This window comes from Achromobacter insuavis (assembly GCF_902859645.1).
In the GTDB taxonomy this organism is placed as follows: domain Bacteria; phylum Pseudomonadota; class Gammaproteobacteria; order Burkholderiales; family Burkholderiaceae_B; genus Achromobacter; species Achromobacter insuavis.
Window position 1 is genome coordinate 1 of sequence record NZ_CADIJR010000014.1, and the last position, 25,674, is coordinate 25,674.

Here is a 25,674-nt window from a genome sequence, read left to right on the forward strand (position 1 = left end):
AGCCGCAGCCGCGCGCCGGCCCATTCCAGGTCGGCCGACAGCGTGGCCGCCTGGCGCAGGGCCTCGGCCACGCCGGGCGTGAAGCCCAGGCGCCACTGCGCGGGCTTGGCGTCGACGCCGGCCAGCGGCGCGAGCGTGACCGCCAGATCGGCGCCATGGCGCGCGATCAGCGTGCGGGCGCGGGCCTCGTTGCCGGACAGGCGCGGCAGCGATAGCGGGGAGGAAGAGAGAAGCGTACTGGCAGTCATGGGTTCCAGGGATCAACGGACCGGCGCATCGGCGTCGGTTTCCGCCAGGCAGGGGTCTTCCGGGTCATCGGTGCCGACGCGCACGCGCGTCGGCCGCGCCAGGCTGTCGGCCAATTGCTCGGCCAGCGGTCGCGCCATCGCGGCGAGGCGCTCACGCGAGGTTTCATTGGCGCAGACGAAGTCGGCGATGACACGGCCGCCGTCTTCATAGACCGACACGCTGACGCCGGGCAGCACGTCGTCCTTCAATTCCACCCGCACCTGGCGCCGGCCCTGGCTGCCGTCGGCCACCAGCAGTTGTTCGGCGCTGCCTTGCAGCGCCTGCGCCAGGGCCTGCGACGTCGCGTCGGCAGGCGCGGGCGCATCGGTCCGGGCCGCGCCGAACAGCGAGAACGGCGAGGGCGCGGCCGGCGGCGCGACGGGCGGCTCGTCCCTGCCGCGCGCCATGGCCTGCTCGAAGGCCTGCTTGTCGGCGTCGCTGGCCTGGCGGCCGGACGCCTGCGCATCCGATTGGGCCAGGCCCGAGCCCTGCGCGATCGCGGTATCCAGGCCGATGCGGCGGTCGATGCTCATGCCGGCTCGAACTCCTCGTGCTGTTCCCAGTCCTCGCGGTCGCGCGACAGCGATGCGGCTTCTTCCATTTCCATGTCTTCCTTGTGCTCCAGCGCCTTCAGGTGCTCGGCCAGGTGGATGCTGGCCAGTTCCACGAACTTGCCGGTCAGGCGCACCGCCTGCTGGTGCTGGACGCGGCGCTCGGTCAGCGCCTGGTGTTCCTCGCGCAGGCGCTCGGCCGCCTGTTCCACGGCCTGCTCGTGCTGGCGTTCGCCCTCGCGCAGGCCGGCCACGCCCTGCAGCACGTCTTCGATCTCGCGCACCCGCACCACGCGGCTGCACAGGTCGTGGTACATGGCCCGCTCGCGCCGCTCGGATTCATCGCGGAAGTCCGCCAGCGCCCGCTCGGAGGCCTCGCGCGCGGCATCGGCCTCGGCGTGACGCAGCCGCTGGCGCGACACCGCGATCTCGGCCTGGCCTTCGCGAAAGCGCTTGATGGCGAGCAGTTCGTCAAAGACGCTCATGCCGTCCCCACGATGGCGCTCATCTGCGCCAGGGCATCCGGCAGCGTGGCGCGCTCGTCGGTGCGCTGGCGCAGGAACTGGTTGATCGCGGCGATCTTGTCGATGGCCTCGTCCGTGACCGCGTCGCCGCCGCGCTTGTATTCGCCAATCTTCACCAGCAGCTCGACCTCCTGGTACTTGGCCATCAGCTCGCGCAGACGGCCGGCGGCGCGCTTGTGCTCCGGCGTGATGACGGCGTTCATGACGCGGCTGGCCGAGGCCAGCACGTCGATGGCCGGGTAGTGGTTGGCCGCGCCCAGCTTGCGCGACAGCACGATGTGGCCGTCGAGGATCGAGCGGGTCTCGTCGGCGATGGGCTCGGTCATGTCATCGCCTTCCACCAGCACCGTGTACAGCGCGGTGATGGAGCCATGCTCGTTCATGCCGGCGCGCTCCATCAGCTTGGGCAGCGTGGCGAACACCGATGGCGGATAGCCGCGGCGGGTCGGCGGTTCGCCGGCGGCCAGGCCGATCTCGCGCTGGGCGCGGGCAAAGCGCGTCACCGAGTCCATCAGGAACAGCACGCGCTTGCCCTGATCGCGGAAATACTCGGCGATGGCCGTGGCCACGTAGGCGGCCTTGGCGCGCTCCATCGACGACTTGTCGCTGGTGGCGCAGACGATCACGCTCTTGCGCCGGCCCTCGCGGCCCAGTTCGTGTTCCAGGAATTCGCGCACCTCGCGACCGCGCTCGCCGATCAGCGCCACCACGGTCACGTCCACCGCCGCACCCTTGACCAGCATGCCCATCAGGGTCGACTTGCCGCCGCCCGCTGCCGCGAAGATGCCCATGCGCTGGCCTTCGCCGCAGGTCAGCACGCTGTCCAGCGCGCGCACGCCCAGCTCCAGCGGCTGCGAGATGATGCGGCGCTTGAGCGGGTCCGGCGCCTCGGCGAACACGGGATAGAACTTGCTGGCCTCCAGCGGCCCCAGCTCGGCCTCGTCCAGCGGCCGGCCCAGCCCGTCCAGCACCCGGCCCAGCAGCCCCGGGCCCACGGGCACCATGTGGGCCCGGCCGGTGGGGATGACCTCGGTGGCGGTGGAGATGCCGTACATGTCGCCAATCGGCGTGAGCAGCGCGGCGTCGCGCGCGAAGCCCACCACCTCGCCCTTCATCTCGAAGTTCTCGCCCGGATTGCGCAGGATGCAGACCTCGCCCACCTTCACCGACGGCACCACCGCCTTGATGATGGTGCCGATCACCTGGGTCACGCGGCCCTTGATGCGCAGCGTCGGCGTGTCCTGCAGCGCCAGCTCCATCATTTCGGAGATGTAGTCGAACTGGCGCATCGCTATACCCGGCTTCCCAAGGTGCGCTGGAAGGCCTGGCGCAACGCCTGGATCTGCCCTTCCAGGCTGGCCTCGACCATGCCGATCTCGCTTTCGAGGATGCAGGCGCCGCGCGCCAGCCGGCCATCGGCCAGGATGTCGAGATAGCCCACGCCGGGATAGGCGGCCAGCAGGTCGTTGATCTGCTCACGCACCGTATCGACTTCGGCCGGATTCAGCCGCAGGGTCATCTGCTTCTGGTTGCGCACCACCGCCAGGGCGTTACGCACCACCACCATGACCTTCTCGCGGTCGTCGAAGCCATCGACCACCTTGCGCACGGCCGACATCACCAGTTCCACCATTTCGTTCTCGACGCCGGCGAAGTACTCGACCGTGCGGCCGACGGTCTCGATCATCTTCTCGGCCTGGTCCAGCAGCGCCGCTTCGCGGCCCCCTTCGTAGCCGCGCTGACGCTCGGCCTCGAACGCCGCCTGGGCGCCGCCGACGATCTCGTCGGCCCGCGCCCGCGCCTGCGCCAGCAACTGTTCGGCGTCGGCCCACGCCGCCAGCTCGGCGCCGCGCAGCACGCGCGCGGCGGGATCGATGCGGCCGGCCGCGGCGCGCGGCGTCAGCGGATCGCGGGGAATGAGGAAAGCCATGCGGGCTCCGTTTTCTTCAGTAGCGACAGGCCCAGCGCCAGCGCCTGCGGTGCGGGCAGGGGCGCGGACGGCGCGGGCAGGTCGGGCAATTTCAGTTCGGCGCGTTGCGCGAGTTCGGGACCGGCGCCGCTCAGGGCCGCGCGCAGCGCGCCCAGGCCCAGCGTGTCCACCGCGGCGGTGGTTTCGGCCAGCGTCCAGGCCGCGCTGTCGGCCAGGCCGTCGTGCAGGCCCGCGGCCGTGCGGCGGGTGAAATCCAGCAGGTCCGCGCCCAGATGCGCGATCAGCGCCCGCACCTCCTCGCCGGCGATGGCGCGGCGCAGCCGCGGACCGCACAGCACCGCGCCCAGCCGGCGGGCGCACTGCGCCAGCGCGTCCGGCGCCAGCAGCGCCAGCGCCAGTTCGGGGCGGTCCGGATCGGTCACCGGGCGTTGCCACAGGCCCAGCGCGTCCAGGATCTCGCGCGACCAATGCCGGTGCCATGCCGGCGCCAGTCCGGGCGCGGCGGCAATCGCCGCCAGCGCGGCCGGCGGCGCATAGGCCGCGTGGCGGCTCGGGTGCAGCGTGCGGCTGGGCAGCTGGTTGAATTCAACCAGCCTGCGGTCCAGCGCCGCCGATGCGGGTGTCATCGTCAGCGGGCCTCGGACACGGGTTCGCGGCGCTCGGGCCGGGCGCGGCCCGGCACGCCGTAGCGCCACAGCACGTAGGCCAACGCGCCGGCCAGGGCCAGCACCAGCAGGATCAGCAGCGCCAGCCACGCCAGCAGCGTGACCGACGAGCCCTCGCCCACCTCGATGCCCAGCACCTGCCGCGTGGCCTGGCCGGCGGCAGAGGCCGCGGCGGCGGGCTGCGCCGACACCAGCGCGATCGACACGCGGTCCTCGGTCAGCCCGGGAATCGCGTGCGTGACCAGCTTGCGGATCTGCGGCTGCAGCGCGTCCAGGTTGTAGCCGGCCTGGTGCTTGATGAACACCGCCGCGGTCGACGGCGTGGTGTTCTCGCCCACGCCGCCGCGTTCGGGCAGCACCACGTGCACCCGAGCGGCCAGCACGCCGTCCATCTGCGACAGGGTGTTGGTGAGCTCCTGCGACAGCGCGTAGATATACCGGGCGCGCTCTTCCAGCGGCGACGACACCAGGCCTTCCTTGCGGAAGATCTGCCCCATGCCATCGAAGCGCTCGCGCGGCAGGCCGCGGGCGCGCAGGATGTCGAGCGCGCGCGCCACCTGCTGGCCGTCCACCGACACGGCCACGCCGGTCTTGGTGGTGGCCTTCTGCGCGGCGATGCCGGCATCCAGCAGCACCGACAGCACCTCGTTGGCCTCGCTCTCGTTGGCGGCGGAAAACAGCTCCACCCGCGAGCCGCACGCGGCCAGCAGCAGCGCCAGGCCCAGCATCAGCCAGCGCAGGCGTCCCAGCGGCGAAACGCGGCGGGTTCCCGCAAGGGGAAAAGACGGTGTCGCGACGGCGTGCATTAGGACATCCTGACGAGCGAATCGATGTTCTGCGTGGTGCGCGAGACGGCCTTGCCGACCAGCTCGTACTGCACCGACACCTGCACCAGATCGGCCTGCAGCCGCAGCATGTCGGCGATGGCCGGCTGCGACGACATGGCATCCAGGCGGCCCGAGATGTTCTGCCACTTCTCCGAGTACTCGGTGGTGGTGTTGCGCAGGCTGGCCAGGATCTGGTTGCCGAGCGTGGCCGGGGCGGCGTCGACCGCGGGCGTGAAGGCCGATTGCAGCGCGGACTGCAGGCCGGTGAGCGCGGGCGCGCCGGCCTCGGGCGCGGCCATGATGGCCGCGAACCGTTCGGCGGCCAGTTGCGCCGGCGGCGCCGCCGGCGTGGACAAGACCGGCGGCAAGGCGGCCGCGAGCGCTGTGATTTCCATGTTCCCTAGCTCCAGTGTCTCTATCTATCGTCCGTGGCCCGGCGCCTCAGCCGTTGACCTGCGGCATGCCCAGCAGGCCGCGCGCCAGGCGCGCCCCCTCGCTCTCGCCCGTGGCCAGCGTCTCCAGCAGGCGCACGCTTTCCGCGCGCCGGCCCGACAGTTGCAGGGCGAAGCCGCGCCAGGCGTCGAGCAAGGCCCGGTCGGCCGGATCCGGCGCCACCGTGCCTTCCAGCAGGCGCACGGCGTCGTGCGCGCGGTTGGCGTTCATCCAGGCCACCGCCAGCCCGACGACCGGATAGGCACGGTCGGGCCGCAGGCGGCGCAAGGCGTTGAAAATGATCTCGGCGCGCGCCGCGTCGCCCGCGCCGGCGGCCAGGAACCCGACCTCGGCCAGCAGGCGGGCATCGTCCGCCGAAAGCACAACAGCCGTCTCCTGGGAGACGGCCTCTTGCGCTGCGTTCGGCGCCGCTTGAACGGCGCTATTGTTCATGGGTCATGACGCGGCCTCGCGCGAAGAGAGTTGCAACAATGCCTCGGCCCGCGCGCGCACGTCCACCGGCGCGTCGGAAGCTTCCACCAGCCGCAAGGTGCGCTGCGCCTCGTCGGTCTGGCGCGCGGCAAGCTGGCATTCGGCCACGCGCAGGGCGATCGGCAGCGAATCGGGATACAGGGTCAGCACCAGCGAATAGATCGAGATCGCCTCTTCGTGTCTGCCCAGCATCTGCAGGCAGACACCCAGGCCGACCAGATAGTGTTTGCGGGCAGGTCCGTACTGCGCCAGGAACGCGAACACCGGCAGGGCCTGCGCGTACTGTTCCTGGGCCACGTGGGCGTACGCCAGGGCGTAGATCACTTCGAGCTGCTCTGGCGTCAGACGGCCATTGGAAGGCAGGGCCTGCAACCCGTTGAGCAATGCCTCGCCAAACTCGTCCCGCGCCACCACGTTGTCTGCCATGTCCTTTCCTTGGTGCGTGCTCGGTTTCGGCGTCATCAGACCGCCATCCGCTTGCCGATATTGGCGGTGATCTGCGACATGCTGTCAGCGGCGCCGTTGATCATCTGCGACACCATCCGCAAGCCTTCTTCCATCTGCTTGATCACCTTGGTGATCTCTTCCTGAGCCTCTTCCATCCGGGCCTGGAGCTTGCGCGTGTAGGCGTCCATCTCTTTCTTGTCCGCCTGGATGTTCTCGGCCTCGTTCTTGGTCTTGGCCACCGAGATGTTGACCGCCCCCTGCGCCACCTGCGTCGCGCCCTGGGTGATCTGGCCGGCCGCGCTGACCACCCGCGACATGGTGCTGACCGCAGATGCGCCGCCCGACGCCGCGATGGTGATGGCTCCCAGCGCGATCGTGGCCGCCAGCGAGAACGCCATGGTCAGGGCCATTGTGGTGCTCTTGTCCGCGCCCGCCAGTTCGGCGATGCCGCCGGCCAGGTTGCCCAGCAGGCCAGGCTCCACCAGCAGCAAGGCCGGCGAGGCAATTCCGACGACGCCGGCCACCACCTTGCCGATGCGCTGCGCGGTTTCCTCGTCGACGCCGCAGGCCTGCAGGAACTTGCTGGCGATGGTCGTCATCAGGTTGCCCAGGCTGATTTCCGGGCCGCCGCATTCCTTCGAGATCTGATCCGCCAGCGAGATCGTCGAGCTGACCAGCGCCATCACGGCCAGCGCCAGCAGCGGCGTGGCGGCGCCGCCGGACGCGACCGAGCCCGCGGCCAGCACGGCCACCGCGATGGCCGAGAAGACCAGCGCGGCGATCTTGCCGATCCAGCCGAAGATCTTGCCCAGGATGCCTTTGCTGGCGGCCTCTTCGCACTTCTTGACGTAGTCCTGGATCTTTTGCAGCTGCGCCTCGTTGTTCTTTTCCATCTTGGTGCGCGCCGTCGCCAGGTTTTCCTTGGCGCTGGAAATCTGCGCCTCGTCGGACTTGGACCGGATGCTGCGCAGCAGATCAATCATGTCGTTGGCCGAGAATGACTGCGCCGGCGGCTCCAACGCCGGAGCGCCGTTGCCGTTGAACAAGCCGTCGGCACCGGCCTGCTGCCCGGCCGCCTTGCCCGTCGGCAACGTGCCGGCCATGCCAACGAAGGCATCCAGCAGTTCGCGCACCCGCGCGGTCGCCTGGGCCGCCTGGGCGCCAGCGTCGGCCGGCAGGTCGCCGCCGCCAGGCAACGGCGCGCCGCCGATGCTCGCGGGATTAGAAGAGATCGAGGTCATATGCAATTCCCGATGGTTCGCGAGCTCAGATGTTGCGAGCGATGCCGCGGTTGGTTTCCATGCGCGATTGTTCGATCGCGGCGAGCTTGTCGCGCACGTCGCGGATCACGTCCATCATCTGCTGCGCCATTTCGCTGGCCTGCTGCATGCCCGAGTCATGCACCTTGGCCTGGGCCTCCAGCTCGGAACGGCGCGCGTCATGCTCGGAAGCCTTCTGCTCCTGGGCCGCGTTGATCATGGTGCCGATACCGCCGGCCACGCCCGACAGGCCGCCACCGGTGTCCGAAATGCTGCGTGCCCGCGATTCGGCGCCGGCACCGCCCTGGCTCATCACCCGCATCTGCATGGCGCCGGCGCCGATCTGCGACAGTCCGCCCGCGATCTGGAAGGCGCCCTGCGTCATGGCGCCGATCATGCGCTCCTTGGCGGCATCGCGGATTTCCTGCGCCGCGTTCTTGAGCGTGTCGACCTGGGCCTGCAATTCGCTGGCGCGGGTCTCGCGCGCCGACGTGCGCATGGTCTGCGCCAGTTGCTGGAACAACGCCATGAACGCATAGATGTCGGTCTGCACATCCTGCTCGCTCAGGCGCGACAAGGCTTCCTGCGCGGAGCCGGCATTCGCGCCCTGGAAGGTCTCGGGGACCTGCAGGTGGCGGACGCCGCCGATGGCGTCCTGCAGCTTCTGGCCGATCTCCGCGCTGAGCAGCGCCAGATCCTTGGCATCCATCTGGCCCGCGGCGCCCATGGCGCCCAGCAGCTTCTGCTTGAGCGCCTCGTTCTCGGAGGCGAGCTTCTGCGCATTTTCCAGGACCGTCTTGATGACCTCGGGCGACGAGGCCTTCATCAGATCGTCGAGGTTGGCCGGCGGGTTGATGCGGCCTGCGCCTGCTGAATTGATGTTCATGAATGGATTCCCGTAACGATTGTCCGGGCGCCGCCAGGCGCCTCGTGGGGGTTCAGGCCTGCGGCCCCGCCAGGGCGCCGCGCAGCATCCGGGCCCGCGCCGCCAGCGCCGCGTACTTGTCCTGCCCTTCGCACAGGGCCTCGACCGTGTCCAGCGCCTCGATGGCTTCCTCGCCACGGCCCATTTCCACCAGCGACTCGGCGCTGTAGTAGAGCGGCGCGGGATCGAGCGGGTCCGCCATGATGGCCGGCAGGTACTGGCGCAGCGCGTCCTCGTGCCGGCCCAGCATGCGGTTGGCCGCCGCCAGCGCCAGGCCGTAGCGCGGCTCGGTGTGGTCATAGGTGACCAGCGCAGAGAACACCTTGAACGACTCGCTGTACCGCTGCTGCTCGTACAGCGCGTGGCCAAGCGAATACATCGCTTCCAATTCGGCGGACGTCAGCCCGAGCACGTCGCCAAGCTTGCCGCCCTCGCGCAGGTAGCTGGCCAGGCCGCCGGTCGCCTCGTCCATGGCGGCGGTCAGGTTCCGGGCCAGCGCGGCGTTCTCTTCCGGGGTCAAACTCATCAAGGTCTCCTGCTGCGGCGTTCCGAGGCTCACACCATCGGGCGCATTTTTTTCACACTGCCCGAGACGGGCGCATTGGCAAAGCTTTGGCGCGCCATTTCCTGGGCGACCTCGGCCTCGATGGCCTCCATGTCCTGGCGCACCAGGGCTTCTGCCTGAGCCAGTTCCTGCGGGCCTAGGCGCGCGTCGGCCACGGCCCGCACCTTGTCGGGATCGAGTCCCTGGTCGCGGTAGAAGTCGTCGGCCTGCGCCAGGGCGCGGCGGGCGTCGTCCAGCGCGCGTTCGGCGTCGGCGTGAATCTGTTTGGCGGTCTTGTTGGAGCTCATGGCGCGGTTCTGGCTGAGAGGGAGGATGGGAAAGGGACGATCAACGCATGTTGCCGATGATGGACGAACGGCTGTCCTGCATCTTCTTGATGAAGTTGGTCATGACGTCGAACGCCTCGTTGCGCTTGTTGGTCATGCCTTGCAGGCGGGTCATGTCCATCTGCTGGGTGTTCGACAGCGCGTCCACCTTGTTCTTGATGGCCTGGATGGCCGTATCGAGGCTGCCCTTGGTGACCTTGCTGATGCCGCCATCCACCTGCAGCTGGTACTTGTCGGTGTTCAGGTCGACGCCCGCCTCGCCCATCGCCTTCCACATGGAATCGCGCATCTGGTTGTAGCGGTTGTCGTTCTCCGTGCCCGCCTTGTTCCAGTCGGGGATGCCGCCATCCTGCATCTTGGTGGCGCCGTCCTTGCCGGACTTGAACAGGCCGACCAGTGCATTCAGGCTGTTCATGGCGTCATTCAGCTTGGCGATCTGCTCGTTGCGGTTCTGCACTTCCTTGATCTGGTTCTGCAGCTGGGCGTCGAGCAGCTTGACGCGTTCGTTCTGCACCGCCATCAGGGCGGTTTCCAGGTCCATGCTGGATATGTCGATACCGCCGATGTTGCCGGCGCCGTTCGCGCCGCCCACTGGTCCGCTCATGCCTATCTCCAATTAGTGAGAGGGTTCCGTCGGCCAAGGCCTTCGGGTTTCCCCTGAGACCGCGTGCTTCCGGTCCCCATGCCGCTTGAGTAACCGGGCCGGCGCGCGAGTTCCACGCCGTCGCCGTTTTTTTGCCCGGCGCGCCTCAGCGCATGTTGCCGATGATGGAGGAACGACTGTCCTGCATCTTCTTGACGAAATTCGTCATGACGTCGAAGGCCTCGTTGCGCTTGTTGGTCAGGCCCTGCAGGCGCAACATCTCCATCTGCTGGGTATTGCCCAGGGCGTCCACCTGGTTCTTGGCGTTGGCGATGTCGCTCTTGTTGGTCTCGATGGCGGCGGCATTCGCCTTGACGCTGGCCTCGAGACCGGCCACCTTGCTGGCGATCTGATCCACCCAGCCCTGCACCACGCGGCCCTTGGCGTCCATGGTGCCGTTGCCATCCACGTCGCGCGGCGCATCCGCGCCGCCCGGCACGGTCAGCCCGGCCTGCTTGATCTGGTCCAGGGTGGCGTGGGAAAGCGCCTTGTCGTCGCCCTGCCCCCAGGACAGGCCGTACCAACCTTCGGGGTTGGGGCATTTGCTGGCCGCGAGCCGTCCCTGCAGATCCTTCAGTTCGGCGATCTGCTGCTGCATTGACAGGCTGGACGCTTCGAGCTTGTTGTTCTCGGCGCCCTTCGCGGTGATCGACTCGTTCAAGCCCGCGATCTGCGTATTGCGGGCGTTGACCGACTCCAGCTGATCGCGCAGCGAATTCTCGAGCAGCCGCGCCCGCTGGTTCTGGACCGCCAGCAGGGCAGTCTCCAGATCCATGCCCTTCAAGTCCATCGCCCCAATATTGCTCGCACCCGCACCGGTCACCGTGGACATCTTCCCTTCTCCTTGAACCGACGGGCCCGCCGCGCGGGGCGGTAACCCGGGTTAACCCTGAAAAAACCACACCCCCGGCGCCCATCGCCCTGGAATGCCTGCTTGCCGTGTTGGTAACGAAAGCCTCGCCACGGTTCCATCGACGAACGATGGAACTTTCCCCGCCCAACCGTTACTACCCCTGACTGTGCGCGGCCTTCGTCCGCCGTTCCTCGCGCCTTCATGAACCGTATCGACGCCGGCCTGCCCCCTTCCGCTTTCTCGTCCACGACCTCGCAAGCCGCCCCCCAGAGCGGCCAGCAGCAGGTCGGCACGATGCTGGGCCAGGCCGCCGTGGCGGTGGATGGCGAGATCTCGCTGGCGGATTCGGCCGAGGAACTCAGCCTGCACATGGCCGAGAAGACCGAGGACAAGCACCACGCCGAACGCAAGATCGGCCGCGACGCCCCGCTGCAGCTGCTCAGCGCCGAGGCCATCGTGGCCTACCTGGCCGAGTCGCACGACGCCGACGCCCAGGAAAAGCTGATCGAACTGGCGCGCCACCTGCTGGCCGGCGGCGCCGATCCGCGCCAGGCCGCCGCCCGCGCCTTCGGCGATGCCGCCGGCCAGTACCTCGGCCTGCAGTACGCGCTGCGCCAGGGCGAACGCGACGGCGCCCCCGAGGACGTGCTGGACGGCCTGCGCGAAGCGCTGGCCGACCTGGAGCTGGAAAGCGGCCCGCAGATACGCGCCAGCCTGAACACCATCGGCGCGGCCGCCGGCTATGCCGGCGACGCCCGCGGCGTGGCCGACTTCCAGCGCACCTACCAGGACGTGGTGCTGGGCGAAGCGTCGCTGGCCAAGACCCTGGCGCTGGCGCTGGAGCGCTTCGGCGGCAAGGACGTCGGCCGCGGCCTGCAGCAGCTGATCCAGGCGCTCGGCCAGGACCTGGCGGCGGCGCGCCCGTCCACCAGCCCGGACCGGCTGCAGGCGCTGATGCAGGATCTGTATCAGCTGGGCGTGGCGGTCACCGTGCTGGATGGCTGCGGCGAACTGGGCGACAAGATGGCGCGGGAACACGGCAAGCCGTTGGCGGCCGATCAACTGATGCGCGACCTGGTCAACGTCAGCAACGAGAAGTGGATCTCCGAATCGCGCTTCGCGGCCCTGGCGGCCAGCCACGGCGCCGACAGCGTCGCCGCGCGCATCACCTTCCTGGGCGGCGTGCGCGCGGTGCTCAAGGACCTGCCGCTGCCGATGTACCCCGACGCGGATGCCCGCCAGTCCGTCCTGGGCGCGGCGCAACTGGCCCTGGATGCGGCCATCGACGAGGAATACGAATGAACAGCCTGGATCGCGCCCTGGGCGCCTTCGGCGAGACCATCGGCCTGGACCGGCTGGCCCTGGGGCCCGGCGGCAACCTGGCGCTGCAGCTGGACTCGGGCCGTCGGGTCGCCATCGAGGCGGCCGACACCGAGGTGCTGGTCTACGTCTCGGATCCGGTGCCCTACGACGCCCCGACGCGCCTGCTGCAGGCCTGGCGGCGGGCGCACCATTCGCGCCTGGCCGGCTATCCGGTGCAGGCCGCCCTGCGCGACCAGGACGGCATTCCCCGGCTGCTGGCGCTGACCCGCCTGCCCGCCGACCAGGCCGACGCCGCCGCGCTGCGGCGCGCGGCGGACACGCTGGCGCGCTGGCTCGACGACGCGCGCGCCGACTGACCCCGGAACGGAGACCCTCACACCATGTCCGATATGCGCATCAGCGGCTTCGCCTTCGACCGGGGCCTGGACGGCATCACCTACGCCGGCCGCGAGGCCGCCGGCCAGCACCTGCCCGAACGCCAGGAACTGGCGCCGCCGGCCGACGGCGTCAAGGCGCAGCTGGCCCAGCTGCTCGACACGCCGAACATCGACCGCTACCTCGACAGCCAGCTGCGCCCCACGGTCGCCAACCGCGACCTGCTGCTGCCCGGCAAGTTCGCCCAGGCCCTGCAGGCGACGCTGGATGGCCTGTCCGCCGCGGCCGAGCAGAGCCAGGACCGCAATCCCGAGGACGCCCGCGCGCTGAACCGCGCGGTGCGGCTGCTCAAGGACGAGGCCGGCCTGCGCGAGCTGGTCGCCATGTACCGCAGCGCGCTGTACCAGGGATGACCGCCGCCATGCCCCTGACGCCCGACGCCCGCGAGCTGCTCAGCCTGCTGGCCTATGTCTACCTGGAAAACAACCGCCCCGAAAAGACCGCCGTGGTGCTGAACGCGCTGCGCACGCTGGGGCTGGCCGACCCTCGCCAGCTCGCCACGCTGGCGCTGGCGCAACTGCGCGCCGGCAAGCCCGACGCGGCCCTGTCGACACTGGACCAGCTGGCCATGCAGGGCGGCGTCGACGCGCCCTTCCACCTGATCCGCTCGCAGGCCCTGCTGGCCCTGGAGCGTCGCGACGAGGCCGCCGCGGCCATGCGCGCCTACGTTGCCCTGCGCCCCGCCGCGGCGGCCGCGCCCACCGAAGCAGAAACGACTTGAGCCGCCCCATGCAAGCCCTGAACCGCGTCGTCGCCGCCGCCACCAGCCGCAACGATATCGTCCTGGCGGTCCTGATCGTCTCGATCATCTTCATGATGATCCTGCCGCTGCCGACGACCCTGGTCGACGTGCTGATCGGCGCCAACATGACGCTGTCGGCGATCCTGCTGATGGTGGCCATGTACCTGCCGTCGCCGCTGGCGTTCTCGTCGTTCCCGTCGGTGCTGCTGGTCACCACGCTGTTCCGCCTGGGCATCTCGATCGCCACCACCCGCCTGATCCTGCTGCAGGGCGACGCCGGCCACATCATCGAGACCTTCGGCAACTTCGTGGTCGGCGGCAACCTGATCGTCGGCCTGGTGGTGTTCCTGATCCTCACCATCGTGCAGTTCGTGGTCATCACCAAGGGCGCCGAGCGGGTGGCCGAAGTGGCGGCGCGCTTCTCGCTGGACGCCATGCCCGGCAAGCAGATGTCGATCGACGCCGACCTGCGCGCCGGCACCATCGACATGGACGAGGCGCGCAAACGCCGCTCGGTGGTCGAAAAGGAAAGCCAGCTCTACGGCGCCATGGACGGCGCCATGAAGTTCGTCAAGGGCGACGCCATCGCCGGACTCATCATCGTCGCGGTCAACCTGCTCGGCGGCATCCTGATCGGCACCATGCAGCGCGGCCTGACCGCCGGCGAAGCCGTGCAGGTGTACTCGATCCTGACGATCGGCGACGGCCTCATCGCGCAGATCCCGGCGCTCTTCATCGCCATCTGCGCCGGCATCATCGTGACCCGGGTGCAGACCGGCGACGGCCCCTCCAACGTCGGCAAGGACATCGGCGCCCAGGTGCTGGCGCAGCCGCGCGCGCTCTTGATCGCCGCCGCCATCGCGGTCGGCATGGGCCTGATCCCGGGCATGCCGACCCTGACCTTCCTGGCGCTGGCCGCGGTGGTGGGCACCATCGGCTTCGTGCTGCTGCGCGGCACGCGCAAGGTGGTGGACGAAAAGACGGGCGAGATCACCGAGATCCCGGCGCTGGCGGCCGACGGCCAGAAACCGCAGGCCAGGCCACGCGCCGACGGCAGCGCCGAATTCGCGCCCACCCTGCCGCTGATGATCGACGTGGCCGCCGCGCTGCAACGCAGCTTCGATGCCGACGAACTGAACGACGAGCTGCTGAAGATCCGCCGCGCGCTCTACTTCGACCTGGGCGTGCCGTTCCCCGGCATCCAGCTGCGCTTCAACGACGCCCTGCCGACGGACACGTACAACATCCTGCTGTCCGAAGTGCCGGTGTCGCAGGGCAAGCTGCGGCCCGGCGCGGTGCTGGTGCGCGATACCGAGCAGAACCTGCAGGCGCTGCAGGTGCCCTACGAAACCGACAAGCGCTTCCTGCCCAACATGCCCACGCTGTGGGTCGAAGCGAGCCTGGCGCCGACGCTGTCGGCCGCCGGCATCCCGTTCCTGGACCCGCACCAGGTGCTGACCTGGCATCTGGCCTTCGTGCTGAAGAAATATTCGTCGGACTTCATCGGCATCCAGGAAACCCGCTTCCTGCTGACGGCGATGGAAGACCGCTTCCCCGACCTGGTCAAGGAAGCGCTGCGCGTCATGCCGGTGCAGAAGATCGCCGAGATCCTGCAGCGGCTGGTGTCCGAGGACATCTCGGTGCGCAACCTGCGCGCCGTGCTGGAAGCGCTGATCGAATGGGGCCAGAAAGAAAAGGACTCGGTGCTGCTGACCGAGTACGTGCGGGTCTCGCTCAAGCGCCACATCAGCTACAAGTATTCCAGCGGCCAGAACATCCTGCCCGCCTACCTGCTGGCGCCCAACGTCGAAGAGACGGTGCGCGGCGCCATCCGCCAGACCTCGGCGGGCAGCTACCTGGCGCTCGACCCCAACGCCTCGCGCAAGCTGGTGGACAACATCAAGCGCGCCACCGGCGACCTGACCGCCGCGGCGCAGAAGCCGGTGCTGCTGACCTCGATGGACATCCGCCGCTACCTGCGCAAGATGATCGAGCAGGACCTGTACGAGCTGCCGGTGCTGTCCTACCAGGAGCTGACCCAGGAAATCAACGTACAGCCGCTGGCCAGGGTGGACCTGTGAACACGCCCGCAACCGGAGTCCCCTCATGAGCGAAGCGCTGGAACTGCGCGTGCTGTCCGGCCTGCATCGCGACGCGCGCTGCCAGGTCGCGGACGGCGCGGTGCTGGGCGCCGACCCGGCCTGCGACATCGTGCTGGCCGACGACGGCATGGGCCCGCGCGCCGCGCGCGTGCGCATCGGCGAGGGCGGCTGGGACCTGGCGCTGGACGGTGCCGCGCCCAACCCGCAGCCCGGCACGCCGTTCAACCGGCCGGTGCCGCTCGGCCCGGTCTGGATCACCGTGGCCCGTCGCGGCGACCCCTGGACCAACGCGCCCGATGCCGCCAACGACGCGCTGGCGCGCGCGGCGGTCGAACCGGCAGCGGCGCCCGAAGCGACGCCCGCCGTCGCGCCGGCGCCAAGCGACGAAGACCGCCAGCTGGAACGGCGCCTGCCGCTGCCGCCCGCGCAGGGCCGGCGCCGCAAGCGCGACTCCTGGCCCATGGCGCTGGGCCTGGCCGCGGTGGTGCTCACCATCGTCGTCGCCATCGTCCTGACCCTGATGCCGCAATCGACCGCCAGCCGCGCGCCGCAGGTCGACCCGCGCCTGGCCGCCGCGGAAAAATCCGTGGGGCAGATCTCCGCGGTGTTCGAGCGCATGGGCCTGACCTCGCGCCTGCACGTCTCGATGGCGCGCGATGGCGTGGTGACGGTGTCCGGCTGGGTGCGCAACGCCGCCGAGCAGGACGCCGTGGCGTCGGCGCTGTCGCAGATCTGGCCCATGCCCGCCATGCGCATCAGCAACGAAGACGAGGTGGTGCGCACCGCCCGCGCCGCGCTGCGCGCCTTCAACGTGCGTTACGAGCCGCGCTACGAGGGCGATGGCCGCCTGAACGTCGTCGGCATCGCCAGCAGCGCGCGCGAGCGCGCCTCGGCGCTGGATGCGCTGCGCGCGCAACTGCCCGGCATGACGGTGCTGGGCAACGCCATCGCGCTGACGCAGCAGCTGAGCGACACCCTGTCCAGCCAGCTGGTGGACGCGGGCCTGTCCGGCGTCACCCTCGCCTGGAAACCCGATCACCTGGAGATCGCCGCGGGTGCGCTCGACGACGACCAGCAGGCGCGCCTGCAGGACGTGCTGAACGAGTTCAACCAGAACCACCTCGGCGTCGCCCGGCTGGCCGCGACCAGCGCTTCGCCAGCGGCCGACAGCGTGCCATTCGTGATCCGCAGCGTGGTCGGCGGGCCGCAGCCCTTCATCGTGCTCGAGGACGGCAGCAAGCTGCTGGTGGGCGGCGTCTACCGCAAGTACCGCCTGGTCTCCGTGGAAAACACCCGCATCATTTTCGAAGGCCCGCGCGCCGCCATCGTGACGCGCTGACCACTCACCCAGATCCCCTGACACCATGACCGATCCGACCGCCCTGACCGAACTGGAACAACGCCTGGCCGCCCCTGGCGGCGCCGCGTTGCGCGCCGAACTGGCACAGCGCCTCGCCGAACTGGAGCAAGGCGCCAACCAGCGCCTGGACTCGGGCCTGGTGCCGGTGGCTTTCCAGCAATACCAGGCGGTGGCGCAGGCTGCCGCCGCCGCGCGCGAGGTGCTGGCCGCGCTGCCGCTTGATCCCCGGGATGGCGCCGACGCGCCGCCCGCCGCTTTTTCTCCCCTGAATCGCTAGGAGACGCACCATGGCTTTGAACGGTTTGACCGGCTCGTCCGGCCTGAATTTCAACAGCGTGAACAGCACGATCTACGACAGCATCCGTTCGCAGGAAAGCAACCTGCAGACGACGCTGTCCAACCTGCGCACCAATGCCGACGGCAGCGTGTCGCAAGCGGACATGCTGAAGATGCAGCAACAGGTGCAACAGTGGACCATGCTGATCGAGATCCAGAGCACGATCACCAAGCAGATCGCGGACTCGCTCAAGGGCGTGATCCAGAAAGCCAGCTGAGCCGGCCTCCCCCGCGCGGGGTCAGACCGACTGCATCATGAAGGCGGGATTGCGCCACGGCGCGTCCGCGCCCGGCTCCGCGCGCGCGGCGCGTTTCTCCCAGGCCTCGACCTGGTTGAGCAGCGCGTCGATCGCGGCCAGCAGCGCGTCCGCGCCGCATTGTTCGCGCGCCACGCCCAGCTGCAGATGCATGCGGCCATCCGGGGCCGCGCACGCCACCACGCCACCGCCCGCCTGCAGGAAGTTGCCCTGCGCGGCCAGCAACGCCAGCGCGCCATCCATCTTGCCCCCGCCCACCGCGCAGGACAGCAGGATCTGGCCGCGCGCGCCATGCGCCATCAGCTGCACCAGATGGCGGCCATCGAATGCCAGTTGGCACAGCCCGCCCTCGGCGGGCGCCAGCGCGGGAATGCCCAGCGCCTGGCCGAGTTCGGAAAGCACCTGGGCGAAATGAGGGTCTGACACGGTAACGAAAGTGGCGATGCGGGCGCGAACGGGCGCGGCCGCCCGCAGCGCGAGATGGACGAGGCCACATTATGGCACCCGCGCCGCGCGAATCCCAGGCCCCGACAGGGAACCGGAAGGCATGCTGCTGTTACTCAAGGGGTGATTCCCACTCCGCGAGCTTTCCATGGCGTTCAACTCCCTCTCCGACATCGCGCAGGCCGCCGCACAGTACGCGCAGGCGCATTTCCATACCGGCGACACCGAACAGCCCGCGCAATGGGCCGTCCCGCTGGACGACCATCATCAACTGGGCATGGCGCGCAACGCGCACGACGGCAGCGTGGTGCTCACCGCCTGGCGTCACGCCTTCAACGACGCGCCCGGCTTCGACGACCCGCAGGGCGAAGCGCTGCTGCGCCGCGGCTTCGATACGCGCCTGGGCGCGGGCCTGATCGGCGGCATCTCGCCCGAGCTGGGGCCGAGCCTGAGCCTGCCGCTGTACGCGGCCTGCGACGCCCAGGCCCTGCACGACATCGCCGACACGCTGCTGCGGGAACTCGACCGCCTGGCCGGCCCCCACCCCGACGCCACGCCGCCCGCGGCGCTGCCGCGCGGCCCGCAAGGCGATGCGCGCCAGGCCGAGCGCGACCTGGCGCGGCTCGCGCTGGCCTGCGGGCTGGACACGCTGCCCAGCGGCGCGCGCCAGTTCGATCTGTTGTTCGACGACCTGCCCGGCCGCGTTACGCTGCACCCCGACAACCGGCGGCTGCTGATCGATTTCTTCCTGCACGACGCCGCCGCGCTGCAGGGCAGCCTGCGCCGCGCCGTCATCAAGAGCGCGCTGCTCATCAACCAGAACGCGCTGCGCGGCCACGCCTACGTGGTCGGACTGGACAGCCGCCAGTTCGTGACGGGCAGCGGCCGCATCGCGCTCGAGCGACTGGACGACGACACCTGGCCGCGCTGGCTGCAATACCAGCTGGCGCAGGCGCAAGACACGCGCGCGCTGGTGCGCGACCTGGCGCTGGAAGGCGCGCAGATTTCCTTTGGCGTGGCGGCCGCCGCCACGGGCGCCGCCGCGCCGGGAGCGCTGGTATGAACGGTATCTCCAGCGCCATCCAGAACAGCGCCGCCGCCTCCGTCTGGCAACCGCCGGCACAGGCGCCGACCTCTTTGCTGGGCCAGCTCAAGGGCCTGTTCGTCACGCCCGACACCAACGCCGCCCACGTCGACGCGGCCAAGCGCTCGTTCGAGCAGTACTTCATGCAGGAGACCAGCGCGCTCGCCAACATGATGGGCCCCAAGGGCATCGAGAGCTTCGCCGGCGACGTGCAGACGCGCTTCGAGTCCATCGTCCAGCGCTCCTTCGACGCGCTGCCGCGCAAGCAGGACGGCTCGGTCGACGGCAAGGACTTCGCCAGCGCCATGAAGTCGGCCGGAAAATCCGCCGCCATGGCGCTGGACCGGCTCAAGGTGGATGCGGCGCGCTCGGAACTCATGTCCAACCTGCCGCAGGCCGACACCCGCCCGCAGATCATCCCGCGCGGCGACAAGTACGTCGTCATCCGCCCCGCGCCGCAGCTCGAGAACATGGCGCTGCGCGGCGGCGGCGCCAAGGGCATCGGCTACAGCGCCGGCCTGGACCAGATGGAAAAGACCGGCATGCTGGCCGGACTCAAGCACCTGTCGGGCTCGTCCGCCGGCGCCCTCACCGCCACCTGCCTGGCGGCGGGCCTGAGCGCGGCGCAGTTCGAACAGGGGCCGGCCGACGCGTTGTTCCGCCCGGGCATGCTCGATGCGCTTAAGGGCGGCGGCGACCTGGCGCGCATCTATCCCGACCTGAAGATGGAAGGCGGCCTCGCGCCCGCCGTCGCTTCCTTGAAGGTAGTCGACCAGACCACCTCGCGCAGCGTGCACGACTACCTGACGACGCACTGGAACACCCATGCGTTCCAGGACAAGCTGGTCGCGCTCGCCGGCCAGGGCCAGCTGAGCGACCGCCAGCTCGAACGCCTCAGCCGCCTGCAGCAGCTGCCGGACTTCGAGCAGGAACACAAGGACAGCATGATCACGTTCGGCGACCTGAAGCTGCTGAACACGCTGGCGCCCGACAAGTTCAAGCAGCTGACGCTCACCGGTTGGAACAAGACCGATCAGGTCGAGGAATACTTCGACGCCGACAGCGCGCCGGACATGCCGATCGCCTATGCCGCGCGCATGTCGATGTCGTTCCCGATCGCGTTCAAGGCGGTGTCGGTGGAGACGGCCGACGGCGGCAAGAAGGTCTACGCCGATGGCGGCATCGGCAGCAACATGCCGTCCGAGGTCTTCACCCATCCGAAGGACGCGCAGGGCGTGCCCACCGCCCTGACCGGCGACGCGCTCGGCCAGACGCAGGCCCGCACCCTGCTGCTGACCTTCGACGAAAACGGCAAGGCCTACCAGATCATGCACGGCGGCCCGCCCCAGGCGCCGACGCCGGGCGTGCTGGGCAAGATCAAGTCGTTCTTCGTCAACCTGATCACCAGCCACCCCGACCAGGCCGGCGCCGATTTCGCCGACAAGCAGAAGATCTGGACGGCCGGCCCGAACGCGCTGCCGGTGTTCCACGGCGGCATCAGCACGCTGACCTCGAACATCAGCGACGAGGTCCAGCACCAGGCCCACATGCTGTCGGCCTGGAAGTCGCTGGAGCAGATCGCGGTGCGCACGCATCAGGCCTACTCGATGGAATGCGACAGCCTGGCGGACCTGGCGGGCCTGTTGACCGACGGCGAAAAGCAGGCGCTGCGCACCGGCGCCGCGCCCGATGGCCTGCAACGCCAACTGCTGGCGCTGGTCGACAACGTTCCGCCGCCCGGCCTGGGACCGATGCCGCAACTGGCCTGAACGATGCCGGCCCCGCACGGGGCCGGCCGGGCGAGTCAGAGCGGCACCACCGCCCTGGCCTCGCACACCTTGGCCAGGCGGCGCGGATCGCCATCGAGCTCGCGCCACAGGCGCAGCAGGCGGTCCGCGCCGCTGCTGCGTGCATCCACCGCGTAATGCGCATAACCGAGCCAATGGCGCTCGTGCGGCGCCAGCCCGCCCGCGGCCACCGCCAGCACCTCGCCGGCCAGCGCATGCACCGCGGGATCGTGCAGCGCGTCGCGCATGGCGTCGGCGCGCATGGCACGCAGCCGCAGCCAGCCCCATGACCGCAACAGATCCTCGGCTTGCGGCAGGTTGCGCATCAATCCCAGTTGCAGCGCCGACGGCGCCATCACCAGCGTCGCCGCCACCTCGCGTCCCGCCTCGCGCAGCAGTTGCGCATCGGCGAAGCCGGCGCCGGGCGCGCGGCCTTCGATGTAGCCGCTGGCGCCCAGCTGCGCGTACAGCTCCTCGATGCCGCCCGGCCGCCGCCAGGCTTCACGCAGCGCCTCCAGCGATGGCGGCGTCGCCAGCCGGTAGCGCCAGCGCGCATCGAGGAAATGCGCGAACTGCGAATACTCGAAATGCGCGCCCTGCGGCGCGATGGTGACGCCCTCGCCGGTGTCCGAGCGCCGGCCCGGCCAGCCCTCCGACGCCAGGAACGCCGACAGGCACGGCGAACCGCGCAGGTACACGCCGGTGGCCGACTTGTAGCCATCGTCCGTCGCCAGCGGCAGGCAGCGGCTGGCGGTGCCGGGCGCGAACATCCAGCGGAAGTAATCGCCCAGGTCCACGAACGGCCGCTCGGGCAGGCGCTGCAGGTGATAGTCGCCGGCATAGCGCGAGTGGCGGAACATGCGGTCCCACACCGTCAGCCGGTTCTCCTTCAGGCCGGTCGCGCGGCCGTTCTCCAGCGGACTGTTGGCGAAGATCGCGATGCTGGCCGGCGCCAGCGCCAGCACCACGTTGAGCGCACGCGCCGCTTGCGTCACGTCCACCGACGTGCACGGGCTGTTCTGCGCCTTGGCGTCGATCCCCACGCGGTGCAGCCATTCACGATGGCCCACCAGCTCGCGGTAGATCGGCCGCGGCACGTGCACCGTCGCGTACCACGACGGGTCCAGGGTGCAGTCGGGATGCTCCGACGCATTCAGCAGCACCGCGCCTTCCGCTTCCAGCGCGCGGCTGGCGTCATGCAGTTCACGCGTGGCGCGCCGCGCCAGTTCGTCCAGTCCGCCGTCATCCTCCGAGACCGGCGCGAACGCGGTCTCGAGCAGGTTGAAGCCGTTGTCCAGGCCGCTCTCGCCGGCCGCCACCGACACGCCGACGATGCGCTCGCCGATGCGCGCCAGGTCCGGCGCCTCGCCGCGCGCCGCCTTGATCGCGGCCAAGGTCTCGAAGTAGCCGCCCACCGGGTGGCTGGCGCCGGTATCGCGCCGCGCCACCGCCATTTCCATCTCCAGCCCCAGCGTGCGTCCCGCGCGCGGCGTCATCGCGCCGCTCCCGCGGCGCGCGGGCGGTTCCGGACATCGGGAACGGAAAGGGTGGCGGCGTGCATCAAGACTGTCTCCTTGTTCTTCTGGCGCGATACGCGCCGCAAGCTGAGTAACACCGATGGCGCCGCCGTTCCCCGGCGGCTGTCGAGACGGTCTCAGACGGACTCGACCATGTCTCCGAAGCGCCGCGTCAGGATGTCGACGAAGGCCTCGGTCACCACCGACGGCGCGGTCTGCGCCGGATAGGCCATGCAGACCCGCACGGGTAGCTTGGGCGTGAACGGACGTATCGCCAGCTGCTGCGCGAAGACGTCGGCGATATACGGATTGACGATCCCCAGGCCGGTGCCGGCCGCGGCCAGCGCGCAGATCGTCGATGAATAGGTGGTCTCGATTTCCGACACCGGCTGCACCTGGTGCGCCAGCATCGCGCCGCGCAACTGCAGGTAGACGTCATCGTCGGCGTTCAGCACCAGCAGCCGGCGCTCGTTGAGGTCGGCGATGCCGATGGCCGGCAGCGCCGCCAGCGGATGGTCCGGCCGCATCACGCAGACCGCCGCGCTTTCGTGCAGGCTTTGCAGCGCCAGGTGCGCGCCGTCCAGCGGCACGGTCGTCACCACCACATCGTAGGTGCCGTGCAGCAGCCCCTCGCGCAGATACTGGCTGCCCACGGTCTGCATGTTGATGTGCACGTCGGGATAGCGCTGCGCGAATTCCTCGACCGCGCCGGGCAGCATGCCAAGGCCCAGCGCCGGCGTGCAGGCCAGCCGCAACACCCCGCTGCCGCTGCGGCGCATGGCGGCCACGCGGTCCTCGATGCGCTCCAGGCCGACGAAGTGCCGCTTGACCGTATCGAACAGGTCCTTGGCCTCGCGCGTCGGCCGCAGGCGGCCGCGCTCCATGTCGAACAGTTTCAGGCCGCTGGCCTGCTGCGCCTGCGCCAGCAGGCGGCTCACCGACGGTTGCGTGGTGCGCAGCATCTGCGCCGCGCCGGTGGTGGTGCCGGCCAGCATTACCGCGTGGAAGGCTTCGATCTGACGGAAATTCAGCGGTCGGCTCATGGGGTCACAGGGTATAGCAAACTTGCATAGACTATGCCGAAAAAAGAATTTTTTCAAATACTTAGCGACTCCTACACTCGTGGCTCCTCGGGTGCTCCTGCTCCCGCACCCCACCGAAAAACCAACCGCTGTAGGGGAAATACCATGCGTTCAAGCCATCCCTGGCGCCGCCGCGTCCTGCAAGCCTTCTGCCTGACCCTGGCGAGCGCGGCCCTGCCGTTCGCCGCCCAGGCCCAGGCCAATTATCCGGACCGCCCGTTACGGATCATCGTGCCGTTCACCGCCGGCGGCAGCTCCGACATCCAGGGGCGGCTGCTGGCCAAGTACCTGGGCCAGCTCTACAACCAGCCGGTCGTGGTCGAGAACCGGCCCGGCGCCGGCGGCCACATCGGCGGCAAATTCGTCGCCGAATCCGACCCCGACGGCTACACCCTGCTGCTCGGCTCCATCGGCCTGCATGCCACCTACGGCGTCTACAAGCACCTGAACTACCGCCCGGCCGAGGCCCTCAAGATCATCACCATCGTCGCCGAGATGCCGCACGTGGTCGTCGCCAGCCCAACGCTCCAGGCCAACACCCTGGCCGAACTGACCGCCCAGGCCAAGGCCAACCCCGACAACCTGCATTTCGGCTCGGCCGGCGTCGGCTCCTCGGTGCATATGGTAGGCGAACTCTACAAAATGGCCGCGCAGGCCCCGATCGCGCACATTCCCTATCGCGGCAGCTCCGCCGCCATCAACGACCTGATCGGCGGCCAGATCCAGCTGCTGTTCGAAAACGTGCCCACCACCATCGGCTACATCCAGACCGGCAAGCTCAAGGCGCTGGCCATCACCGGCGCCACGCGCTCGGCCGCGCTACCCGACGTGCCCACCGCCGCCGAGGCCGGCCTGCCCGGCCTGACCGTGACCTCCTGGACCACCCTGGCCGCCGGCAAGGACGTGCCCGACGCGCTGATCGACAAGCTCAGCGCCGACCTGCGCCGCGTCTACGCCGATCCGGAATTCCGCGCCGGCCTCGAGCACCTGGGCATGACGCCGGTGGGCAACAGCCCTGCCGAGGCGCGCGCCTTCGTCGAGCGCGAGCGCGCCCGCTGGAACAAGGTCATCGAGACCGAACACATCAGCGCCGGCTGAACGCCCTTCCCCTTCCTTCATTGATGAATCGCATGACCACTCCCGCCATCGCCTGCCGCCGCCTGGGCGGCCCGCCGGGCCATCATTTCTTCGGCTACTACAACAAGACCGTCTGGCATCGCGGCGGCCGCTATCTGCTGGCCAACCGCGCGCCGGTCAAGGACGCCGTGCTCACGCCCGGGCTGCGCGCCGAGGTCGGCTACTTCGACCTGCATGACGGCGAGCGCTACCACGCCGTCGGCGCCACCACCGCCTGGAACTGGCAGATGGGCTGCCAGCTGCAGTGGCTGGACGGCCAGGCCGAGCCGCAGCTGATCTACAACTGCCGGCGCGACGACGATGGCGGCTTCTATCCCGGATTCCGCTCGGCGGTCCACAACCTCGTCACCGGCCAGACGCGCTACCTGCCGCTGCCGATCTACGTCGCCGCCCCCGACAGCCGCTACGCGCTGTGCGTGGACTACCGTCGGCTCTACATCACGCACCAGACCATCGGCTACAGCGAACACGCGCCCGCGCCGGTGGCCAACGCGCCGGCCGACGACGGCATCCACACGCTCGACCTGGACAGCGGCGACCACCGCCTGCTGGTCAGCTACGCCGACCTGCGCAACTTCCATCCGCGCGCCTCGATGGAACGCGCCATCCACTGGGTCAGCCACATCGAGGTCAACCCCTCGTCCACGCGCATCCTGTTCCTGCACCGCTGGACCGAGCGGGTCGAGGACGAGACCTGCTTCCTGCACCGCCTCATCACCATGAACCCGGACGGCAGCGACATGCGCCTGCTGGAATGTTCCGACCACCCCCTGCCGCAGCTGGCCGACGACTTCGATCCGGCCGCCGTCGGCACCTTCGATTACGAGAAATCGGAATACCAGATCTCGCACCCGCTGTGGCGCGACGACCGCTCGATCATCGTCTGGGGACCGCATGCCGGCCGCATCCACTACCACCTGTATGAAGATGCCGACGGCGGCCAGGTGCAAGTGGTGGGCGACGGCGTCCTCACCGAGAACGGCCACATGACGTTTTCACCCGTGGACAGCCGCTGGCTGCTGAGCGACACCTATCCCGATCCGGTCACCCACGAACGCATCCTGTTCCTGTACGACATGCGCACCGGGCAGCGCCACGACCTCGGCAGCTTCTACGCCGATCCTTCGCTGTCCAAGGAAAACCGCTGTGACCTGCACCCGCGCTGGAGCCGCGACGGCACGCAGGTGTGCGTGGATTCGGTGCACGAAGGCGAACGCCAGATGTACGTGCTGGACGTCGCGCCGATCGTGAAAGCCTGAGCCGGCCGCCGCATGGACAAGCCCGGGACCGCCGTCGCGCGGCAACGACGCGGCGGCCTCGCGGTCATACGGATCGCGGCGC

30 protein-coding genes and 1 pseudogene are annotated in these 25,674 nt (G+C 69.5%); 12 read left to right on the plus strand and 19 right to left on the minus strand.

The genetic code is table 11. The features are described from left to right. The 16 genes and pseudogenes from H0523_RS10150 to H0523_RS10225 all read right to left on the minus strand — a co-directional run. Positions 1–248: pseudogene (locus H0523_RS10150) on the minus strand (type III secretion system cytoplasmic ring protein SctQ); the annotation flags it as partial. A gap of 12 nt (positions 249–260) precedes the next feature. Next, complete coding sequence (locus H0523_RS10155) at positions 261–821, minus strand: hypothetical protein (protein WP_054432752.1); 561 nt, start codon at positions 819–821, stop codon at positions 261–263. Next, on the minus strand, positions 818–1,324 hold the full coding sequence (locus H0523_RS10160) for a type III secretion protein (RefSeq protein WP_054432753.1): 507 nt from the start codon (positions 1,322–1,324) through the stop codon (positions 818–820). The genes H0523_RS10155 and H0523_RS10160 overlap by 4 nt, the downstream gene beginning before the upstream one ends. After that, complete coding sequence (gene sctN / locus H0523_RS10165; protein WP_054432754.1) at positions 1,321–2,652, minus strand: type III secretion system ATPase SctN; 1,332 nt, start codon at positions 2,650–2,652, stop codon at positions 1,321–1,323. The genes H0523_RS10160 and sctN overlap by 4 nt, the downstream gene beginning before the upstream one ends. Before the next feature lie 2 nt (positions 2,653–2,654). Continuing rightward, positions 2,655–3,293, minus strand: a complete 639-nt coding sequence (locus H0523_RS10170) for an HrpE/YscL family type III secretion apparatus protein (RefSeq protein ID WP_054432755.1) — start codon at positions 3,291–3,293, stop codon at positions 2,655–2,657. Further along, entirely contained in the window at positions 3,263–3,919 is a 657-nt protein-coding gene (locus H0523_RS10175; RefSeq protein ID WP_054432756.1) for a SctK family type III secretion system sorting platform protein, read from the minus strand. The genes H0523_RS10170 and H0523_RS10175 overlap by 31 nt, the downstream gene beginning before the upstream one ends. 2 nt (positions 3,920–3,921) lie before the next feature. Continuing rightward, positions 3,922–4,686 (minus strand): type III secretion system inner membrane ring lipoprotein SctJ, encoded by a 765-nt coding sequence (gene sctJ, locus H0523_RS10180; protein WP_231689812.1) that lies wholly within the window; start codon positions 4,684–4,686, stop codon positions 3,922–3,924. A gap of 77 nt (positions 4,687–4,763) precedes the next feature. Next, on the minus strand, positions 4,764–5,180 hold the full coding sequence (gene sctI / locus H0523_RS10185; protein WP_054432758.1) for a type III secretion system inner rod subunit SctI: 417 nt from the start codon (positions 5,178–5,180) through the stop codon (positions 4,764–4,766). 46 nt (positions 5,181–5,226) lie between these two features. Continuing rightward, the gene (locus H0523_RS10190) at positions 5,227–5,601 is read right to left on the minus strand and encodes a hypothetical protein (protein ID WP_231689807.1); all 375 of its coding nucleotides are present in this window, start codon (positions 5,599–5,601) and stop codon (positions 5,227–5,229) included. A 72-nt stretch (positions 5,602–5,673) separates the two neighbouring features. Continuing rightward, positions 5,674–6,135 (minus strand): tetratricopeptide repeat protein, encoded by a 462-nt coding sequence (locus H0523_RS10195; protein WP_054432760.1) that lies wholly within the window; start codon positions 6,133–6,135, stop codon positions 5,674–5,676. Between the two features lie 35 nt (positions 6,136–6,170). Then, positions 6,171–7,397: a type III secretion system translocon subunit SseC family protein gene (gene sctE / locus H0523_RS10200; RefSeq protein WP_054432761.1), complete on the minus strand. Its 1,227-nt coding sequence runs from the start codon at positions 7,395–7,397 to the stop codon at positions 6,171–6,173. Between the two features lie 25 nt (positions 7,398–7,422). Further along, on the minus strand, positions 7,423–8,301 hold the full coding sequence (gene sctB, locus H0523_RS10205) for a type III secretion system translocon subunit SctB (RefSeq protein ID WP_054432762.1): 879 nt from the start codon (positions 8,299–8,301) through the stop codon (positions 7,423–7,425). A 52-nt stretch (positions 8,302–8,353) separates the two neighbouring features. Next, the gene (locus H0523_RS10210; RefSeq protein WP_054432763.1) at positions 8,354–8,866 is read right to left on the minus strand and encodes a SycD/LcrH family type III secretion system chaperone; all 513 of its coding nucleotides are present in this window, start codon (positions 8,864–8,866) and stop codon (positions 8,354–8,356) included. Between the two features lie 29 nt (positions 8,867–8,895). Continuing rightward, the gene (gene btc22, locus H0523_RS10215; RefSeq protein WP_054432764.1) at positions 8,896–9,192 is read right to left on the minus strand and encodes a Btc22 family type III secretion system chaperone; all 297 of its coding nucleotides are present in this window, start codon (positions 9,190–9,192) and stop codon (positions 8,896–8,898) included. A 40-nt stretch (positions 9,193–9,232) separates the two neighbouring features. Continuing rightward, entirely contained in the window at positions 9,233–9,835 is a 603-nt protein-coding gene (locus H0523_RS10220) for a hypothetical protein (protein WP_156350356.1), read from the minus strand. A 145-nt stretch (positions 9,836–9,980) separates the two neighbouring features. After that, positions 9,981–10,649 (minus strand): hypothetical protein, encoded by a 669-nt coding sequence (locus tag H0523_RS10225; protein ID WP_231689806.1) that lies wholly within the window; start codon positions 10,647–10,649, stop codon positions 9,981–9,983. 279 nt (positions 10,650–10,928) lie between these two features. Here H0523_RS10225 and sctW point away from each other — a divergent pair, with 279 nt between their 5' ends. Genes sctW through H0523_RS10265 form a run of 8 tightly spaced genes read left to right on the plus strand, consistent with a single transcriptional unit; the run spans position 10,929 to position 17,243 of the window. Beyond that, positions 10,929–12,029 carry a type III secretion system gatekeeper subunit SctW gene (sctW, locus tag H0523_RS10230; RefSeq protein ID WP_054432771.1) on the plus strand — a complete coding sequence of 367 codons (1,101 nt, stop codon included), beginning with the start codon at positions 10,929–10,931 and terminating at the stop codon, positions 12,027–12,029. Further along, entirely contained in the window at positions 12,026–12,406 is a 381-nt protein-coding gene (locus H0523_RS10235; RefSeq protein WP_054432772.1) for a type III secretion system chaperone family protein, read from the plus strand. The genes sctW and H0523_RS10235 overlap by 4 nt, the downstream gene beginning before the upstream one ends. Positions 12,407–12,430: 24 nt before the next feature. Beyond that, positions 12,431–12,838: a type III secretion apparatus assembly protein SctX gene (gene sctX, locus H0523_RS10240; RefSeq protein WP_054432774.1), complete on the plus strand. Its 408-nt coding sequence runs from the start codon at positions 12,431–12,433 to the stop codon at positions 12,836–12,838. Positions 12,839–12,846: 8 nt separating this feature from the next. Then, on the plus strand, positions 12,847–13,206 hold the full coding sequence (sctY, locus tag H0523_RS10245) for a type III secretion apparatus assembly chaperone SctY (RefSeq protein ID WP_054432850.1): 360 nt from the start codon (positions 12,847–12,849) through the stop codon (positions 13,204–13,206). An 8-nt stretch (positions 13,207–13,214) separates the two neighbouring features. After that, positions 13,215–15,308, plus strand: coding sequence for a type III secretion system export apparatus subunit SctV (gene sctV / locus H0523_RS10250; RefSeq protein ID WP_054432775.1), 2,094 nt, complete (start codon positions 13,215–13,217; stop codon positions 15,306–15,308). Between the two features lie 25 nt (positions 15,309–15,333). Next, positions 15,334–16,668, plus strand: a complete 1,335-nt coding sequence (gene sctD, locus H0523_RS10255; RefSeq protein ID WP_054432777.1) for a type III secretion system inner membrane ring subunit SctD — start codon at positions 15,334–15,336, stop codon at positions 16,666–16,668. 25 nt (positions 16,669–16,693) lie between these two features. Next, positions 16,694–16,966, plus strand: coding sequence for an EscE/YscE/SsaE family type III secretion system needle protein co-chaperone (locus tag H0523_RS10260; protein ID WP_054432778.1), 273 nt, complete (start codon positions 16,694–16,696; stop codon positions 16,964–16,966). Positions 16,967–16,976: 10 nt separating this feature from the next. Further along, a complete protein-coding gene (locus tag H0523_RS10265; protein WP_054432779.1) occupies positions 16,977–17,243 on the plus strand; it encodes an EscF/YscF/HrpA family type III secretion system needle major subunit in 267 nt (88 codons plus the stop codon). A gap of 21 nt (positions 17,244–17,264) precedes the next feature. Here H0523_RS10265 and H0523_RS10270 read toward each other — a convergent pair whose 3' ends face one another. Beyond that, entirely contained in the window at positions 17,265–17,708 is a 444-nt protein-coding gene (locus H0523_RS10270) for a CesT family type III secretion system chaperone (RefSeq protein ID WP_231689805.1), read from the minus strand. A 166-nt stretch (positions 17,709–17,874) separates the two neighbouring features. On the opposite strand from H0523_RS10270, the gene H0523_RS10275 reads away from it, so the two are divergent. Both H0523_RS10275 and H0523_RS10280 read left to right on the plus strand, forming a co-directional pair. Beyond that, positions 17,875–18,789, plus strand: a complete 915-nt coding sequence (locus tag H0523_RS10275) for a hypothetical protein (protein WP_054432781.1) — start codon at positions 17,875–17,877, stop codon at positions 18,787–18,789. Next, on the plus strand, positions 18,786–20,579 hold the full coding sequence (locus H0523_RS10280) for a patatin-like phospholipase family protein (RefSeq protein ID WP_054432783.1): 1,794 nt from the start codon (positions 18,786–18,788) through the stop codon (positions 20,577–20,579). The genes H0523_RS10275 and H0523_RS10280 overlap by 4 nt, the downstream gene beginning before the upstream one ends. A 35-nt stretch (positions 20,580–20,614) precedes the next feature. On the opposite strand, the gene H0523_RS10285 is transcribed toward H0523_RS10280, so the two are convergent. Further along, the gene (locus tag H0523_RS10285; RefSeq protein WP_054432786.1) at positions 20,615–22,093 is read right to left on the minus strand and encodes a glutamate-cysteine ligase family protein; all 1,479 of its coding nucleotides are present in this window, start codon (positions 22,091–22,093) and stop codon (positions 20,615–20,617) included. 158 nt (positions 22,094–22,251) lie between these two features. After that, a complete protein-coding gene (locus H0523_RS10290) occupies positions 22,252–23,157 on the minus strand; it encodes a LysR substrate-binding domain-containing protein (RefSeq protein ID WP_054432787.1) in 906 nt (301 codons plus the stop codon). Between the two features lie 144 nt (positions 23,158–23,301). Between H0523_RS10290 and H0523_RS10295 the strand changes: the two genes are divergently transcribed. Further along, positions 23,302–24,294: a Bug family tripartite tricarboxylate transporter substrate binding protein gene (locus H0523_RS10295; protein ID WP_054432789.1), complete on the plus strand. Its 993-nt coding sequence runs from the start codon at positions 23,302–23,304 to the stop codon at positions 24,292–24,294. A 23-nt stretch (positions 24,295–24,317) separates the two neighbouring features. Further along, complete coding sequence (locus H0523_RS10300; RefSeq protein WP_054432791.1) at positions 24,318–25,592, plus strand: hypothetical protein; 1,275 nt, start codon at positions 24,318–24,320, stop codon at positions 25,590–25,592. Positions 25,593–25,674 lie beyond the last annotated feature (82 nt).